This is a genomic window from Halomonas sp. RT37, assembly GCF_040070525.1.
GTDB lineage: Bacteria > Pseudomonadota > Gammaproteobacteria > Pseudomonadales > Halomonadaceae > Halomonas > Halomonas litopenaei.
Genome location: NZ_CP098827.1, coordinates 1,902,685 through 1,920,015 on the forward strand (window position 1 = coordinate 1,902,685; position 17,331 = coordinate 1,920,015).

Here is a 17,331-nt window from a genome sequence, read left to right on the forward strand (position 1 = left end):
GTTCCGCACCCGCCACGATACCTCGCCGGATCAGCCCTGCTCAGGCGGTTCGCGTCCGGGAGTCGTGTTGTCGCGGGAGTCGCCGTCGTCATCGTCGTGGGCCCCGTCGTCAACGCTGACATCCGTCGGTTGTTGCTCCTGGCGTCTGGCGTGGCGCTCTGCCTTGTCGCGATGAGTGTCGTCGGGCACCAGGGCGAGCAGGGTCTCGCCGTCACCGGCATCGAAGCTTTCATCCTTGTGCATGACGCGTACTTCGCCATCCTCGTTGTAGGTCGAGATCACCCGGGCGTCGGGGTTGTCGCGTCGATAGTCCTCGAACGAATAGCTCTCGCTGAGGCGCGTCAGACGGACGCACCAGCCCTCGCGGATGTAGTTGGTGGCCTGTTCGAAGTCGAGTTCCTTGGCGAAGAAGCGCCCGCCCAGGGACTGCTCGAGATGATCGCCACCGGCACCGCCCCCCGGGGCGAAGCGGTACACCTGATGGTGGCCGAATTCGGGAGCATAGTGCATGCACAGCAGGGCGTTGTAGTCGTCGTTGTCGGTCAGCGCCACCATGCTGTCGAAGCGGCTGAACTCCAGCGTCAGCTCGGCCTCCTCGGTGAGTACCTCGCCGTAGTAGGTGGGAATGTCGCGGCCTCTGACCTGGCGCAGATGGTTGTAGTTGCGATCGGCGATCAGCACCGGGCGCCCGGTGGACTGGATGGCCTCGGCAAGGGCGACCGTGAAGGGGTTGGCGCCGATGATCAGCAGCCCCTTGGTATCGGTGGACTGAAGATTGAAGCGACGGGCCAGGGGTTGCAGCGAGAAGCCGTGCAGCAGCACCGTGACCGCGACGATGGCAAAGGCCAATGGCGACAGCAGGGCGGCGTCCTCGATGCCGATGTCGACCAGGCGCGCGCCGAACAGACCGGCGATGGCCACCGCGACCACCCCGCGTGGACCGATCCAGCCGACCATCAGCTTCTCGCCGAAGGGCAGGTCGACCTTGATCAATGATATGAAGACCGCCAGCGGGCGGACCAGCAGCAGTACCACCGCGACGAACAGGATTTCGCGGGTCGTCAGGGTGGCCAGGGTGCCCAGGTCCACCTGAGCGGCCAGCAGGATGAATACCCCGGAGACCAGCAGTACGGTGATGTTCTCCTTGAAGCGGCGGATCTCGTCGAGCGACGACAGCGACGAATTGCCAATCACTACCCCCATCACGGTGACCGCCAGCAGGCCGCTTTCGTGCAGCAGGGCATTGGGCAGGGCGTAGGTGGCCATGACGAAGAAGATGATCACCGGCACCTTGAGAAACTCGGGGATATGGCCGCCCTTGATCGCGCGGATCAGCCCCCAGGCGGTGGCCAGTCCCACCGCGCTCGCCACCGCTATGCCCAGCGCCATATGGATGAGTGTCATCGACAGCGAGTGAGAGGAGTTGAGGACGATGGCGAGTTCGAAGGCCAGCACCGCCGCCAGCGCGCCCACCGGGTCATTGAGGATCGCTTCCCAACGCAGGATTTCCCCCGGACGTCGCTTGAGGCTGGCCTGGCGCAGCAGGGGAATGATGACGGTGGGGCCGGTGACGATCAGGATGCCGCCAAGCACCGAGGCCGATGCCCAGGTCAGCCCACCGATGTAGTGACCCGACAGGGTCGCCAGCAGCCAGACCAGCGGGCCGCCGAAGAACACCAGGCGCTTCACCGCAAGCTCCGCGCCCTTCAGCCGTGTCAGGTTCAGCGTCAGGCCACCCTCGAACAGGATCATCGCCACGGCGACCGCGATCAGCGGTTCGAGCAACTCGCCGAATACCGAGCGTGGGTCGAGCACACCGGTTACCGGGCCGATGAGTACGCCGCTCAGCAGCAGCAGGACGATGGCCGGCACCTTCCAGCGCCAGGCCAGCCACTGGGCGCCGATACCGAGCGCCGCGATCAGGCAGAAGACAAGAACGGGGGTCATGAGGGGCTTCCCTGTGGTCCAATCGGTGCAGTCAGTGCTTTGCTTGCCAGGCTGGCGAGGTAACGTCGGCGAGCGCAGGCACTTTTCCTACAAGGCATAACGCTAGGCGGCGCCCGCTGCATTCACAACCAACCCTGTAAACGCTTGCGACCCGATCGGCACAGTTGCCCGGAGACTCAGGGGCCCGCGCCACGCAGGCATTGAAGGAGCCTTCGTACTACCGAGGGCGGGGAAGTGTTTGCCCTGCTTGTTCTGTTCGTGACGAATGAAGCAATCGGAAGCGATGCCATGGTGGCGGGAGGAGGAGGCGTTGCAGATAAAGTCCGGTTGCCATCAGCTGGCGAACAGCAAGGCGACCACCGCGACAATAAGAATGCCGAACTGCGCGGCACGAATGTAGAGCGACCAGCCATGGTAGAGGCTGATACGGATGCGCTCGGCAGGGCTTTCGGTGAGGTAGATATAGCCACACACCAGCACGGGAAAGATGAGCAGCCCGATCATGGTGGGCGGCTACGCTGCTACTGGCTGTCGTGGGAAGCCAGGGGGAAGCTCTGGTCGATGCGTTGGCGCTCGAGCTCGGCGGCGTCCTTGCTGGCGTACCTGCGCACCACCACGGTGCCCGAGGCAGTGATATCCACGTCATCCCAGCCTGCCGTCTCTGCCGCCTCGGTAGATTGCTGCAGCTGCTGCTGAATCTGCTCGAGAATGCGTTGGCCCTGTGCGCTCATGTCCTGTTCCTCTCATGGACTGACACTGAGAATAGCACGATGCGATGTATGTCGCGGGATGGAAAGGAAGGGGAAGGCATGGGGAGGGGGAGGAAAGAGAGGGAAGGGAGAGAAAAGAAAGGAGAGAACCGCGCTGGCCCCGTTCCTTCCTCTCTTGCCTTCCCCCTCGGCATTGGTCAGCCCTTGGCAACCACCGCCACACCGGCCTTGGAACGATTGGGACGCCCGATGGCGCGGGTGATCCAGTCGCCCACGGCGGCGATGCGCTCGAGGTCCACCGTGGTTTCGATGCCCAGGCCTTCAAGCAGGTAGACCACGTCCTCGGTGGCGACATTGCCGCTGGCGCCCTTGGCGTAGGGGCAGCCCCCGAGGCCCGCCACCGAGCTGTCGATCACCTGGACGCCGTCTTCGAGTACCGCGGCCAGATTGGCTAGCGCCTGGCCATAGGTGTCGTGGAAGTGGGCGGCCAGACGCTCGACCGGAACGTCACGGGCCACCGCCTCGAGCATGCGCCGGGCCTTGAGCGGGGTACCGGTGCCGATGGTGTCGCCCAGTGACACCTCGTAGCAGCCCATCTCGTCCAGCGCCCGGGCGACCGCCGCCACCTGCTCGGGGGCGATGTCGCCTTCGTAGGGGCAGCCGAGCACGCAGGACACATAGCCGCGCACCTGGATCCCCTGATCGCGGGCGCGTTCCACCACCGGGGCGAAGCGCTCGAGCGACTCGGCGATGGAGCAGTTGATGTTCTTTTGCGAGAACGACTCCGAGGCCGCGCCGAACACCGCCACCTCATCGACGCCGCACTCGATGGCCGCCTCCAGTCCCTTGAGGTTGGGAGTCAGTGCCGAATAGCGCACCCCTGGCTGGCCTTTGCCCTCTCGCATCAGGGCGGTCATCACCTCGCGGTGGTCGGCCATCTGCGGCACCCATTTGGGCGACACGAAGCTGGCCGCCTCGATATGGCGGTGGCCGGCCTTGGTCAGGCGTTCGACCAGTTCGAGCTTGGTCGCCGTGGTGATCGGGTCCGGCTCGTTCTGCAGGCCGTCGCGAGGCCCGACTTCGACGATGCGAACGCTGGCGGGAAGGGCCATCAGCGGGACTCCTTTTGCTCGGTTTCGGGCTGTGTCTCTGACTGCGCCTCTGTTGGCGACGCGCCGGCGTCGAACTCCAGCAGCACGTCGCCCTGGCCGACGGTGTCGCCGGCGGAGAAGTGGAAGCTGGCCACGGCGCCGTCGGCCGGGGCGGTGAGGGTGTGCTCCATCTTCATCGCTTCCATCACCATCAGGGCGTCACCCTTGGCAACGGCAGCACCGGGCGCAACCAGCAGCGCCACCACGGTACCGTGCATGGGCGCGGTCAGGGTCGACTCGACCTCGTGCTGGCCGTGGTCGATGGCGTCGATACGCCGCCAGTAAAGGCGGACCTCGCCCTCGGGGCTCGACAGCACGATCTCGTTGCGCTCCTTGCCTTCGCCCACCAGGCGCGCCTGCAGGCGGCGGCGGTGGCCGTCCAGAGTGATCGCCACGGCGTCGCCGGGCAGATCGGTGAGGCTCGCCGATACCTGCTGAACCTCGTCGCGATTGGCCCCGCTGATGCTGAGCTGCCAGGCGTCGTCGCTGGCCCCATGACGTCCCTCGACCAGCGCCAGGCTCGCAGGCTCGGCGTCCAGCGCCTCGCGCGGGTCGCACAGGGCGATACGAATCTGGCGCGGGCCGTTCAGGCGAAAGCCGTCGTGGCGGTCCCAGGGCGAGTCGCTCTCGCACTCCCGAGACAGCTGATGCAGCGCCACCAGAGCGGCGCTGGCCAGGCTGTCCTGGTCGAGGCCACGGGCGGCGAACAGGCTGTCCTCGTGGCGCTCGATAAAGCGGGTATCGAGGTTGGCCGCCTGGAAGTCCGGGTGGGTGGCCAGGCGCTGCAGGAAGCCGCGGTTGGTGACCACACCACGCACGTCCAGCGCCGCCAGGGCGCGGTTCAGGGTCGCCAGCGCCGAGGCGCGGTCGGGGCCGTGGGTGATCAGCTTGGCCAGCATGGGGTCGTAGTGCATCGACACCATGTCACCGCTTTCGACCCCGCTGTCCAGGCGCACCCTGGTCGGGTCCAGCGAGGCGCCCTCGAGGTCCAGCGAAAAGTGGCTGAGCAGGCCGGTGGCGGGCAGGAAGTCCTGGTCGGCGTCCTCGGCGTAGAGCCGCGCCTCGAAGCTGTGGCCATTGATGGTCAGCTCATCCTGGCTCAGCGGCAGGCGCTCGCCCATGGCCACGCGCAGCTGCCACTCGACCAGGTCCTGGCCGGTGATCATCTCGGTGACAGGGTGTTCCACCTGCAGGCGGGTGTTCATCTCCATGAAATAGAAGGAGCCGTCCTGCCCCGGTGAGGCGTCGAGCAGAAACTCCACCGTGCCGGCGCCGACGTAACCGATCTCCTGGGCCGCGCGCACCGCCGCCTCGCCCATGGCCTGGCGCAGTTCCAGGGTCATGCCCGGTGCAGGGGCTTCCTCTAGCACCTTCTGGTGACGACGCTGCACGCTACAGTCGCGCTCGAACAGGTAGACGCCGCCGCCGTGGCTGTCGCAGAACACCTGGACCTCGACGTGGCGAGGCTGGGTCAGGTACTTCTCGATCAACATGCGGTCGTCGTTGAAGGCCGCGCGGGACTCCCGTCGGCAGCCGTCCAGGGCCGCCTGGAACTCGTCGGCGTTCTCGACCACGCGCATGCCCTTGCCGCCGCCACCGGCGCTGGCCTTGAGCAGCACCGGATAGCCGATGGCGTCGGCCTCGCGCTTGAGCAGGTCGTCGTCCTGATCATCGCCGTGGTAGCCCGGCACCAGCGGCACCCCGGCGTCCATCATGCGGGCCTTGGCGGCGGACTTGTCGCCCATGGCCTTGATGCTGGAGGCGGGCGGGCCGACGAAGACGATACCGGCGTCTTCGCAGGCGCTGACGAAGGCCTCGTTTTCCGACAGGAAACCGTAGCCGGGATGGATGGCGCCGGCGCCGCTGCGGCGGGCCGCCGCGATGACCTTGTCGACATCGAGATAGCTTTCCCGGGCCGGCGCCGGACCGATGCGGATCGCCTCATCGGCTTCGCGCACGTGGCGCGCGCCTTCATCGGCGTCGGAGTACACCGCCACCGTCTTCAGGCCCATGGCCCGGGCGGTGGCCATGACACGACAGGCGATCTCGCCACGATTGGCCACCAGCAGAGTGTCGAAGCGCGGCTGGCGGTCTGACGGATTCGAGCTCATGAGGCGCTCCCTTTTTTGTTGGTGGATGAAGGGGGGCTGGTGGAAGAGGCGCTGTCGGCCCAGGCCGGACGGCGCTTCTCGAGGAAACTCGCCAGTCCCTCCTGGCCTTCGGCGCTGGTGCGCAGTTCACTGATGACCTGACAGGTGCGCTCGCGGGTGGCGTCACTGTCGGTGTCTCTGGCGACTTCCGCCAGCAGGCCCTTGGTGGCCCGGCTGGCCTGGGGCGAGGTGGCCAGCAGGGTGTGGAGCATCGCGTCGATGGCGGCGTCGAGTTCCTCTGCGGCGACTACCCGGTGGACCAGGTCCAGTCGCTGGGCGGTGTCGGCGTCCATGACTTCGGCGCTGAGCGCGTAGCGGCGCATCTGACGGCTGCCGATGGCGCGCTGCACGTAGGGGCTGATGACCGCCGGCGACAGGCCGATGCGTACCTCGGACAAGCATAACTTGGCCCTGTCGGAGGCGATCACGATGTCGCAGCAGGCGGCCAGGCCCACCGCGCCACCGAAGGCCGCGCCCTGGACCCGGCACACCGTCACGCAGGGCAGGCTGTCGAGGCCGTGCATCAGGCGAGACAACTCACGCGAGTCGGCCAGGTTGTCGTCGACGCTGTAGTCGACCATGCGCTTCATCCAGTTGAGGTCGGCGCCGGCGGAGAAGCTCTTGCCCTCTGAACCCAGCACCAGCACTCGTACCTTGCCGCTGTCGGCGGCCTGGCGTACCTGATCCAGGTGGGCGTTGAGCTCGCCGATCAGGGCGTCGTCGAAGGCGTTGTGCACCTCGGGGCGGGTCAGGGTCAACCAGGCAACCCCCCGGGCGTCGATCCGTAGTTGGGACATGTCTGACATGGGATCCATCCTTGAGGGCATTACATGCGGAAGACGCCGAAGCGCGTCTGTTCGATCTCGGCATTCATCGCGGCGGCCAGCGACAGGCCCAGTACATCGCGGGTCTGGGCCGGGTCGATCACGCCGTCGTCCCACAGTCGGGCGCTGGCGTAGTAGGGATGGCCCTGGTGTTCGTACTGTTCGCGGGTCGGCTTCTTGAAGGCCTCTTCGTCCTCGGCGGACCAGGACTCGCCGGCGCGTTCGATCTGCTCGCGCTTGACCTGGGACAGCACGCCGGCGGCCTGCTCGCCGCCCATCACCGAGATGCGGGCGTTGGGCCACATGAACAAAAGGTTGGGTTCGAAGGCGCGGCCACACATGCCGTAGTTGCCGGCGCCGAAGCTGCCGCCGATCAGCACCGTGAACTTGGGTACCTTGGCGCAGGACACCGCGGTCACCAGCTTGGCGCCGTGCTTGGCGATGCCCTCGTGCTCGTACTTCGAGCCGACCATGAAGCCGGTGATGTTCTGCAGGAACACCAGCGGAATCTTGCGCTGGGCACACAGTTCGATGAAGTGGGCGCCCTTGACCGCGCTCTCCGAGAACAGCACCCCGTTGTTGGCGACGATGCCCACCGGATGACCGTGGATATGGGCGAAGCCGGTGACCAGGGTATCGCCGTAGTAGCGCTTGAACTCGTCGAAGTCGGAGCCGTCGACGATCCGCGCGATGACCTCGCGCACCTCGAAGGGCTTCTTGAGGTCGGTACCGACGATACCGTAGAGCTCCTCGGGGTCGAGGCTGGGCGGGCGCGGAGCGGCCATCGCCAGCTCGCCGCGCTTCTGCCAGTTCAGGCGGGACACGCAGCGCCTGGCGATCTGCAGGGCGTGGGCGTCGTTGTCGGCGTAGTGGTCGGCGACCCCGCTGATCCGGGTATGGACGTCGGCGCCGCCCAGGTCCTCGGCGCTGATGGTCTCGCCGGTCGCGGCCTTGACCAGCGGCGGGCCGCCGAGAAAGATCGTGCCCTGCTCGCGCACGATGATCGATTCATCGGCCATGGCCGGCACATAGGCGCCACCGGCGGTGCAGGAGCCCATCACCACGGCGATCTGGGGTATCCCCTCCGCCGACAGGGTGGCCTGGTTGTAGAAGATCCGGCCGAAGTGGTCGCGGTCGGGGAATACCTCGTCCTGGCGCGGCAGAAAGGCCCCGCCGGAGTCGACCAGGTAGACGCAGGGCAGGCGATGCTTGCGCGCGACTTCCTGGGCGCGCAGGTGCTTTTTCACCGTCAGCGGAAAATAGGTGCCGCCCTTGACGGTGGCGTCGTTGGCGACGATCACGCACTCGACGCCCGAAACGCGGCCGATGCCGGTGACGATGCCGGCCGCCGGCACTTCGGTGTCGTACACCTCATGGGCGGCCAACGCCGACAGTTCGAGGAAGGGCGAGCCCTCGTCGAGCAGGTGGTCGATGCGGTCGCGCACGAACAGCTTGCCGCGGGATTCGTGACGGCTACGGGCCTTGTCGCCACCGCCACGGCGGATGGCAGCGGTCAGTTCGGCCAGTTTGCCGACTTCGGCGCGCATGGCCGCGTCCCGGGCCTGGAAGTCCTCGGAGCGCGGGTTGATCTTGGTGTCCAGAATCGCCATGACCGGCTCCCCTTACTTGGATTCGTTGAACAGCTCACGCCCGATCAGCATGCGCCGGATCTCGCTGGTGCCGGCACCGATCTCGTAGAGCTTGGCGTCACGCAGCAGGCGCCCGGTCGGATACTCGTTGATGTAGCCGTTGCCGCCGAGCAGCTGGATGGCGTCCAGCGCCACCTGAGTGGCCTTCTCGGCGCAGTAGAGGATCACCCCGGCGGCGTCCTTGCGCGAGGTCTGGCCGCGGTCGCAGGCGGCGGCGACGGTGTAGAGGTAGGCGCGGCAGGCGTTCAGGGTGGTGTACATGTCGGCAACCTTGCCCTGGACCAGCTGGAACTCGCCGATGGACTGGTTGAACTGCTTGCGCTCGTGGATGTAAGGCACCACCACGTCCATCGCCGCCTGCATGATGCCGATGGGGCCAGCAGCCAGCACGGTGCGCTCGTAGTCCAGCCCGCTCATCAGCACGCGCACGCCCTTGCCGACCTCGCCCAGCACGTTCTCGGCGGGGACTTCACAGTCCTCGAACACCAGTTCACAGGTGTTGGAGCCGCGCATGCCGAGCTTGTCGAGCTTCTGGGCGGTGGAGAAGCCGGCAAAGCCCTTCTCGATGATAAAGGCCGTCATGCCCTTGGAGCCGGCGTCAGGATCGGTCTTGGCGTAGACCACCAGCACGTCGGCGTCGGGGCCGTTGGTGATCCACATCTTGTTGCCGTTGAGGATGTAGCGGTCGCCGTCCTTGCGGGCGCGCAGCTTCATCGACACCACGTCGGAACCGGCGCCCGGCTCCGACATGGCCAGCGCGCCCACGTGCTCGCCAGAGATCAGCTTGGGCAGGTACTTGGCCTTCTGTTCGGCGGAGGCGTTGATCTTGAGCTGGTTGACGCACAGGTTGGAGTGGGCGCCGTAGGACAGGCCCACCGAGGCGCTGGCCCGGGAGATCTCTTCCATGGCGATGCAGTGGGCCAGATAGCCCATGCCTGTGCCGCCGTCCTCGTCGGACACGGTAATGCCGAGCAGGCCCATGTCGCCGAACTTCTGCCACAGGTCGGCGGGGAATTCATTTTTCTCGTCGATCTCGCCGGCGCGGGGGGCGATCTCGTCGCGGGCGAAGGCGTTGACCTGGTCGCGCAGCATGACCAGGGTTTCGTCGAGGCCGAAATCGAGGGGCGTATAGGGGCTGAACATGATGGGCTCCGGGGCATCCTTGATGGTCGATACGGCGCCAGGAGGGGGCCGGACCATCTTTATTGATGGTGTTGGTGACGAGGTGAAACGGCACCGCAGGCGGTGAGCGTTCACGGGATGACAAGAAGACTAGGCAAGGTTTACGTTAACGTAAAGTGCAGCTTGTGATGCTTGCGACCAAAGTTGGTAGATAGGTACGGGTAGTCGAGCGGCAGGCGCCCGGCAGTGGGTAGCCACCAGAAGCGCCAGACGACGCCTTCGGGTCAGGGCGATGGGGTGAACAGGGTGGCCGTGCGGTTCAGATCGAGATCAGGATAATGGCAGTGGTTCAATGCCAGGCCAGATTCAGGGACGAGATCGGCAACGCCTGAGAAAGCGCGCCTGGCACGAGGCATGGAGCGATACGGCAAGGGTGAGCCGTCTGCTTCCAGGCGCGCCCGTCCCATCAATCTTCGTCCTGCCAGTAGACCACCGCGTCCTGGCGCATGCCGTAGTGTTCGAAGCTGCGCTCGGCCTTGTCGCCGCCCGGAGCGCTGCCGGCCAGTACACCAAACTTGCCTGAGTCGGGATACTCCATCACGTCCGGTGCGTTCATGCTGCTGATACACAGGTAGGTCAGGGGTTCGTCGGAGTCGTTGATGATCTGGTGTGCGCAGTCGGCGTCGCCGGCGGGGGCCGCGATCAGCTCCCCCTCGACGATGGGGTAGCGTTTCTCTCCCAGACGCACGCTGCCCTTGCCCTTGAGCACGATGAACATCTCGTCATTGTTGTGATGGAAGTGGAAAGGCCAGGCGTGGCAGCCAGGTGCCAGGGTGACTCGGCGACAGCCGAGGTCGCGCATGCCCAGCACCGGCGTCAGGTTGATGATCTTGGCATCGACCTTGTCACCGTGCTGGTGGTCCTGGCGGGGGATCGGGCAGTGGCACAGAGAGAGGATGCGAGCGCGCATTGAGGGTCCTTGTCGGTCATGGGGACGAACGAAGCACGCCGATCGCGTGCCTTCGCCCGTCTCGCGTCAATCCATGTATCAGCCTAGACCGAGATATATGACCCTGCTACGACCCCGGTCAGTTGACGTTGCTGCCTCGGGCGCGGCCGCCGGCTTCAGCGCAAGCCAGCGATTACTCGCCGTCGGCGTTGGGAAAGAACAGCTGCTGTCCCTTGACCTCGAAGTCGCCGATGGCCTGCTGGCCCGCCTCGGACAACAGCCAGTCGTGCCACTGGTCGGCCAGGTCGTGCTTGAGCTCCGGATGACGCTCGGGTGACAGCTTGAGGCTGCCGTACTGGTTGAACAGCACCTCGTCCCCTTCGAACAGCAGCTCGAGATCCTGACGGTTGTCGAAGGCCACCCAGGTGGCACGATCCGACATCACGTAGGCACCCATGCCCGCCGCGGTGTTGAGGGTGGCCCCCATGCCGCTGCCCAGCTCGCGGTACCAGTCGCCGCCGGGTTCGACCCCCGCCGACTCCCACAGCCGCAGCTCCGCCCGGTTGGTGCCGCTGTCGTCGCCACGGGAGGCGAAGGGCGACGCGTTGTCGGCGATCAGGTTGAGCGCCTCGGCTGCGCTGTCGGCGTCACGGATGCCTGCGGGATCCTCGGCCGGGCCGATCAGCACGAAGTCGTTGTACATGACGTCGGCGCGCTCGGTGGCGTAGCCGTCCGCCACGAAGGCTTCCTCGCCGGCGGTGTCGTGCACCAGCAGGCTGTCGGCGTCCCCGCGCCTGGCGATCTCGAAGGCCTGTCCGGTGCCCACGGCGACCACATGGACGTCGATGCCGGAGTCCTCGGTAAAGCTCGGGATGATGGCATCGAACAGCCCCGAGTTCTGGGTCGAGGTGGTCGAGGCCAGGGTGATAAAAGGGGGCTCATCCTCGGCCTGGGCACTGATGGCGCACATCGCCAGACCGGCGATCAGCAGGGCGCCGGAGAGCAGAGCGCCGGAAAGCAGAGCACGGGCAGGAGTGGAGTCTGGATATCTTGTCATGGGGGCCTTCCTTGCGTGGGTTGATCGGACTTCTGGATGGGGCAGGCCACTCAATCGAGCAGCTCGCCGTGGACAAAGGCGTGGCCCTCGGCGGTGACCGGGGCGTCGAAGAAGGTCGCCGCCGGGCTCTGTTCGACCAGCCTGCCGTGGTGCAGCAAGATCACCTCGTCGGCCAGTCGGCGCGCCTGATGAAGGTCATGGCTGGTCATCACGATGCGCACCCCCTGGCGGTGAAAGTCGCCGATGGCGGCCTCCACGGCGCGAATGGCAGCGGGATCCAGGGCCGAGGTGGGCTCATCGAGAAACAGCACCTCGGGCGACAGCAGCCAGGCCCGGGCCAGCGCCAGGCGCTGCTGTTCGCCGCCGGACAGCACCCTGGCCGGTCGCCGGGCGAGCGCCTCCAGACCAAACCGCGCCAGCGCCTCCCTGGCCCGTTCGCGGCGCTGACGTCTGGGCACCCGCTGCACCGCCAGGGCATACTCGAGGTTGGCCAGGGCCGAGCGTCTGAGCAGCACCGGGCGCTGGAACACCATGGCCTGGCGCGGCGCCGCGCCTTCCCACACCAGGCGCCCCGACGTCGGCTGCAGCAGACCATGGGCCAGGCGCATCAGCAGGCTCTTGCCGGCGCCGTTGGGCCCCATGATCAGGGTGCGGCGATGGCCCTCCAGGTTCAGCGACAGCGGCCCCAGCAGCGTCTGCCCACGGGATGCGTAGCTGACGCGATCGAAGTTCAGGCGTGGCGCCGTGGCCGGCACCGAAAGCGTCAGATGGGTCATCCGAGCTGCCTCCGCGTCGCTTCGCCCAGCAGATGCGCCAATGCATTGATTACCCCCACCAGTGTCAGCAACACGATACCCAGGCCCAGCGCCAGGGGCAGGTTGCCCTTGCTGGTCTCCAGCACGATGGCCGTCGTCATGACCCGGGTGACACCGTCGATGTTGCCGCCGACGATCATCACCGCTCCGACCTCGGCGCTGGCGCGGCCAAAGCCGGCCAGCACCACAGTGATCAGCGACAGCCTGGCGTCCCACAGCAAGGTCGGAATACGGCGCCGCCGAGAAACGCCGATGGAGGCGAGCTGTTCGGCGTACTCGCCGTGGAGCTCCTCGACCTTCTGACGGGTCAGGGCCGCCAGGATCGGCAGCACCAGGATGACCTGGGCCACGACCATGGCGGTGGGGGTAAACAGCAGGCCCAGAGAACCCAGCGGCCCTGCCCGGGACAGCAATAGATAGACGGCGAGGCCCGCCACTACCGGCGGCAGGCCCATCAGGGCATTGAGGGTGACGATAAGAGGGGCTCGGCCTGGAAAGCGAAACAGCGCCAGCGCCGCCCCCAATGGAAAGGCCAGCAGGGCAGCGATGGCGACGGCGGTCAGCGAGATCTTCAGCGATAGCCCGACGATGTCGAGCAGGTCGGCGTCCAGACCGATGACGAGTTCAAGGGCAGTAAGGAAGGCAGAGTCGGTCATCGTGTCTCGGTCGATTTGGGGGCGTCGGGTGCTTGCCGTTTTCCGGTCTACCTGCATGATGTGATGATCTACTGCGGCGCGCACCCCATGGCCGTAAAATATGCAGCCATAGACCACTTCCTGCAAAGTGGCCCTCTACACCTTTTGGAGGTAACCCGATGGTCGAACCCGTCCTGCCTCGCTATCTCACCACCGCAGAGGTGGCCGACTATCTGCGGTTGAAGCCACGCAAGGTCTACGATCTGGTCCGCCAGGGGCAGATTCCCTGCACCCGTGCCACCGGCAAACTGCTGTTTCCACGCCACGCCATCGACCTGTGGCTGATGAACCACCTGGAGGGGGACCAGTCTTCCGCGACCGAGCCGCTGGAGGTGATGGCCGGTAGTCAGGACCCGCTGCTGGACTGGGCGATGCGCGAGAGCGGCTGTGGCCTGGCGAGCCTTTGCCTGGGCAGCGGCGACGGCATCCAGCGGCTGATGGCGGGCAAGGCCATGGTGGTGGGGGCTCATCTGCTGGACGGGGCGGGGCGCTACAATGTGCCCTCGGAGCTTGGCCTCGGTGGCATGCGTGACCTGGTGGTGGTGCACTGGGCCAGGCGTACCCAGGGGCTGATGCTGGCGCCGGGCAACCCGCTTGGCCTCGAAGGCCTGGGTGACCTGGCAAGGCCGGGGCTACGTATCGGTCGGCGACCCGAAGGTGCCGGCGCCCACCGCTTGCTGGGTTGGCTGCTGGAGCGGCAGGGCATCGAGATGGAACAGCTGGATATGCTGGAGCATCCGGCGACAAGCGAGGACGACCTGGCGCTTGCCGTTGCCCAGGGCAGGGCGGACGTTGGGCTTGGTGTGGAGGCCGCAGCAAGGCGCCAGGGGCTTCATTTCCTGCCCCTGCACCAGGAGTCCTTCGACCTGCTGTTGCGGCGACGCAGCTATTTCAGCGATGCCCTGCAGCGGCTGTTCGCCTTCGCCCGGGGTGAGCGTTTACGGGACCAGGCGGAAAGCCTTGGCGGCTACGAGGTGTCGCGGATCGGGACGATTCGCTTCAACGCCTGATGCGAGGTCGGTGATCCTTGGTGTTCCGCCTTTCACGCGCGCAAGGGTGTCGCGGAGGGCCGGTGATCCTCGGTGTTCCGCCTTTCACGCGCGCAAGGGTGTCGCGTGAAAAGGCGGTCTCACTAGTTACTCTTCCCGCATCGCTCGGGCCAGCATGTCCACGATCGGTTTCGCCACATAGCTGGCGAAGCTTCTTTCGCTGGTGCGGATCATCACCTCTGCCGGCATGCCGGCCATCAGCCGCATATTCTCGGTCATGTCCTTCTCGCCGAGTTCGGTGACCTGGATGCGTACCTTGTAGTAGCGCTGGCGCGTCGCCTCGTCCTCGAAACTGTTGGCGCTGACGTGGACGACCTCACCGTCGATGACGTTGGACAGCCGCTGGTTGAAGGCGCTGAAGCGGATTTCCGCCGGTTGGCCAAGGTACAGATGGTCGACGTCGTGGTTGGCCACCTTGGCCTCGACGATAAAGCCGTCGCCCATGGGCACCAGGTCCATCAGCGGGTCGCCGCCGCGCACCACCGCGCCCAGGGTATGCACCTTGAGCCCGACCACGGTGCCCGCTACCGGGGCGGTGATCTGGGTGCGCTTCAAGGTATCGTTCAGCGCCACCAGGCGTTCTTCAGCGTCTGCCACCTCGGCCTGCACCTGGCGCAGCGCCTCGCCGACCTGCTGCTGGAACTCCTGCAGGCGAATCTGCTTGTTCAGGGTGTTCTCGCTGATCTGGGCCCTGAGCCTGGCCACCTCGGAGACGTGACGAGCGTTGTCGCTCTGGTACTCCAGGCTCTCGCGCTCCATCTCGCGCATGCGCTGGCTGCTGATCAAGCCATCACGAAACAGCTTGCGGTGGTTGGCGACATCGCCGTTGAGGGAGTCGATTCGTCGCTGGGTGATGACCTGGGTCTCCTCGAGGCCGGTGATCTGCTCCTCGAGCTGGAGGATCTGCTGGTCGAGCGCCGCCAGGGTGCCCTCCAGCGAGTCGCGGCGTACCTCGAACAGCCGTCGTTGAACCTCCAGCACCGCCTGTACCCGGGCGTTGTCCGAATCGATCAGGGCCTGGGGGAAGACCAGCGTTTCGGCGCCGGACTGTTCGGCCAGCAGGCGTACTTCGCTGGCGCGGGCGATCAGGTACTCGGTCTCGACGATACGACTCTGGGCCATCGCCTGGGTGTCATCCAGGGTGATCAGCGGTGCGCCGGCCTCGACCTGGCTGCCATCCTCGACGTGGATCTGCTCGACGATGCCACCCTCGAGATGCTGCACCGTCTTGGTGAAGCTCTCTACCGACACCGAGCCTGGAGCCACCACCGAGACCGCCAGGCTGGCCATCACCGACCAGCTGCCGAAGCCGCCGAAGGCGACCAGCAGGATGATCAGGCCCATGCGCCGATAGCGAGTGTCCTGCAGCGGCAGGTCGTCCTGGGAAGGGGAGGGGCTGTTCATGATGAGGTCTCCTCACCGCCGCTGCGGCGGTTGACGGGGGAGCGCCCCCGGGCGCTGGGGTGCAGGGTGGTGACGCCGGGCGAGCGCCGTCCAGCGGTGGCCACGGCGGCCGCCGGCGTGTTGCGGCGGGGCGGCGTCAGCGAGGCGATCTGGCCGTCCTTGAGTACCAGGATACGATCGACGTTGCTCAGCAGGCGTTGGCGATGGGTGATCACCAGCGCGGTGGTGCCCTGCTGGCGCAGCTGGAGCAGGCACTCGGCCAGGGCGGCCTCACCGGCATCGTCCAGATTGGCGTCGGGTTCATCCAGCACGATCAGCGCGGGGTCGCCGTAGAGCGCTCGGGCCAGGCCGATACGCTGGCGCTGACCGGCAGACAGCGCGGTGCCGCCGTGATCCAGATAGGTGTCATAGCCTTCGGGCAGCTTCAGCACCAGTTCATGCACGCCGGCACGGCGGGCGGCACGTACGACCTGCTCGGGGTCGACCTCCTGGAAGCGGGCGATGTTCTCGGCCACGCTGCCGTCGAACAGCTCGATGTCCTGGGGCAGATAGCCGAGGTAGGGGCCCAGCGCAGTGCGATCCCACTTGTTGATATCGGCGCCATCCAGGCGCACACAGCCAAGCTGAGCCGGCCATAGCCCGAGCACCACCCGGGCAAGGCTCGACTTGCCCGAGGCGCTGGGGCCGACCACGGCCAGGTGTTCGCCCTTGGCAAGCTTGAGGTCGATGTTGGTCAGGGTCGGCAGGCGCACGCCGGGAGGCGCGGCGCTGACACCTTCCAGGCTGAGCTGACCCCGGGGCCGGGGCAGCGGCATGGTCGGCGGATCGGCGGGCACCTCGTCGAGCAACGCCTCGAGTCGTCCCTTGGCCGTGCGTGCCCCGGAAAAGCCCTTCCAGCCGTTGATCATCTGGTCGATGGGGGCGAGGGCGCGGCCCATCAGGATCGAACCGGCGATCATCATGCCAGGGGTCAGCTCGCCCCTGAGCACCAGAAAGGCACCGATGCCCAGGATCAGCGACTGGAACATCAGCCGCAGCACCTTGGAGGTATTGGTCAGCAGGCCCGAACGATCGCTGGCCTGGGATTGCAGCACCAGGTATTCACGATGGCGCGCCGCCCAGCGGCCCTGGATCCCGGGCAGCATGCCCATGGCGTGCAGCACCTCGGCGTTGCGCAGGTTGCTGTTGGCCAGGTCCTGGGACTGCACGTGGCGACCGTTGGCCTCGGTCAGCAGTTGCTTGGTCATACGCTCGTTGATGACCGCGATGGTGGCCAGGATCACGCCGGCGCCCAGGGCAAACAGCCCAAACCACGGATGAAAGAGTGCCAGCACCCCGATGTAGACCGGTACCCAGGGCGCATCGAAGAAGGCAAACAGGCCGTTGCCGGAGAGGAACTGACGCAGGCTGGTCAGGTCGTTGAGCGGTTGGGCGGAGGGCTTGCCGGGACTCGACAGGGTGCGCTTGAACATGGCGCTGTAGAGCCGGGGACTGATCAGCGCATCGAGGCGATTGCCGACCCGGACCAGGATGCGTGAGCGCATCAGCTCGAGCCCACCCATCACCAGAAACAGGAACACCACCACCAGAGTCAGCATCCACAGGGTTTCCTGGCTGCGGGTGGTCAGCACCCGGTCATACACCTGCAGCATATAGAGTGGCGGCACCAGCATCAGCAGGTTGATGAACAGGCTGAACAGGGCCACATAGCCAAAGCTGCGCCGGCAGAAGGCCAGCACCTTGCGCAGATCGTTGTGTTCCGCAGACATCTTCCCTCTCCCCCTGGACGTTACGTCATTTTTCTTGTTT

The 17,331-nt window shown here is 66.2% G+C and carries 15 protein-coding genes; 1 reads left to right on the plus strand and 14 read right to left on the minus strand.

The genetic code is table 11. The annotated features are described in order from the left end of the window. Positions 1-30: 30 nt before the first annotated feature. The 12 genes from NFG58_RS08305 to NFG58_RS08360 form a co-directional block, all read right to left on the minus strand. Positions 31-1,947 (minus strand): cation:proton antiporter, encoded by a 1,917-nt coding sequence (locus tag NFG58_RS08305; RefSeq protein WP_348827938.1) that lies wholly within the window; start codon positions 1,945-1,947, stop codon positions 31-33. 333 nt (positions 1,948-2,280) lie between these two features. Beyond that, a complete protein-coding gene (locus tag NFG58_RS08310) occupies positions 2,281-2,451 on the minus strand; it encodes a hypothetical protein (RefSeq protein WP_157033145.1) in 171 nt (56 codons plus the stop codon). Positions 2,452-2,468: 17 nt separating this feature from the next. After that, positions 2,469-2,678: a hypothetical protein gene (locus NFG58_RS08315; RefSeq protein WP_124804405.1), complete on the minus strand. Its 210-nt coding sequence runs from the start codon at positions 2,676-2,678 to the stop codon at positions 2,469-2,471. A gap of 176 nt (positions 2,679-2,854) precedes the next feature. Beyond that, on the minus strand, positions 2,855-3,769 hold the full coding sequence (locus NFG58_RS08320; protein ID WP_348827939.1) for a hydroxymethylglutaryl-CoA lyase: 915 nt from the start codon (positions 3,767-3,769) through the stop codon (positions 2,855-2,857). Next, positions 3,769-5,919, minus strand: a complete 2,151-nt coding sequence (locus NFG58_RS08325) for an acetyl/propionyl/methylcrotonyl-CoA carboxylase subunit alpha (protein WP_348827940.1) — start codon at positions 5,917-5,919, stop codon at positions 3,769-3,771. The genes NFG58_RS08320 and NFG58_RS08325 overlap by 1 nt, the downstream gene beginning before the upstream one ends. Next, positions 5,916-6,764: an enoyl-CoA hydratase-related protein gene (locus tag NFG58_RS08330; RefSeq protein ID WP_348827941.1), complete on the minus strand. Its 849-nt coding sequence runs from the start codon at positions 6,762-6,764 to the stop codon at positions 5,916-5,918. The genes NFG58_RS08325 and NFG58_RS08330 overlap by 4 nt, the downstream gene beginning before the upstream one ends. 20 nt (positions 6,765-6,784) lie before the next feature. Next, the gene (locus tag NFG58_RS08335; protein ID WP_108132749.1) at positions 6,785-8,392 is read right to left on the minus strand and encodes a carboxyl transferase domain-containing protein; all 1,608 of its coding nucleotides are present in this window, start codon (positions 8,390-8,392) and stop codon (positions 6,785-6,787) included. A gap of 12 nt (positions 8,393-8,404) precedes the next feature. Continuing rightward, positions 8,405-9,574: an isovaleryl-CoA dehydrogenase gene (locus tag NFG58_RS08340; protein WP_045994997.1), complete on the minus strand. Its 1,170-nt coding sequence runs from the start codon at positions 9,572-9,574 to the stop codon at positions 8,405-8,407. 445 nt (positions 9,575-10,019) lie between these two features. Then, positions 10,020-10,523, minus strand: a complete 504-nt coding sequence (locus NFG58_RS08345) for a cupin domain-containing protein (protein ID WP_348827942.1) — start codon at positions 10,521-10,523, stop codon at positions 10,020-10,022. A gap of 172 nt (positions 10,524-10,695) precedes the next feature. Next, positions 10,696-11,472: a substrate-binding domain-containing protein gene (locus NFG58_RS08350; protein ID WP_348828122.1), complete on the minus strand. Its 777-nt coding sequence runs from the start codon at positions 11,470-11,472 to the stop codon at positions 10,696-10,698. A 137-nt stretch (positions 11,473-11,609) separates the two neighbouring features. Beyond that, on the minus strand, positions 11,610-12,335 hold the full coding sequence (locus NFG58_RS08355; protein ID WP_348827943.1) for an ATP-binding cassette domain-containing protein: 726 nt from the start codon (positions 12,333-12,335) through the stop codon (positions 11,610-11,612). Next, a complete protein-coding gene (locus tag NFG58_RS08360) occupies positions 12,332-13,030 on the minus strand; it encodes an ABC transporter permease (protein WP_108132752.1) in 699 nt (232 codons plus the stop codon). The genes NFG58_RS08355 and NFG58_RS08360 overlap by 4 nt, the downstream gene beginning before the upstream one ends. 158 nt (positions 13,031-13,188) lie before the next feature. On the opposite strand from NFG58_RS08360, the gene NFG58_RS08365 reads away from it, so the two are divergent. Continuing rightward, on the plus strand, positions 13,189-14,079 hold the full coding sequence (locus NFG58_RS08365) for a helix-turn-helix transcriptional regulator (RefSeq protein WP_108132753.1): 891 nt from the start codon (positions 13,189-13,191) through the stop codon (positions 14,077-14,079). Positions 14,080-14,205: 126 nt separating this feature from the next. On the opposite strand, the gene NFG58_RS08370 is transcribed toward NFG58_RS08365, so the two are convergent. Together NFG58_RS08370 and NFG58_RS08375 are read right to left on the minus strand one after the other, a co-directional pair. After that, the gene (locus tag NFG58_RS08370) at positions 14,206-15,522 is read right to left on the minus strand and encodes an HlyD family type I secretion periplasmic adaptor subunit (RefSeq protein ID WP_108132754.1); all 1,317 of its coding nucleotides are present in this window, start codon (positions 15,520-15,522) and stop codon (positions 14,206-14,208) included. Then, on the minus strand, positions 15,519-17,291 hold the full coding sequence (locus NFG58_RS08375; protein WP_108447747.1) for a type I secretion system permease/ATPase: 1,773 nt from the start codon (positions 17,289-17,291) through the stop codon (positions 15,519-15,521). Before NFG58_RS08375 ends, NFG58_RS08370 begins: the two co-directional genes overlap by 4 nt. Positions 17,292-17,331 lie beyond the last annotated feature (40 nt).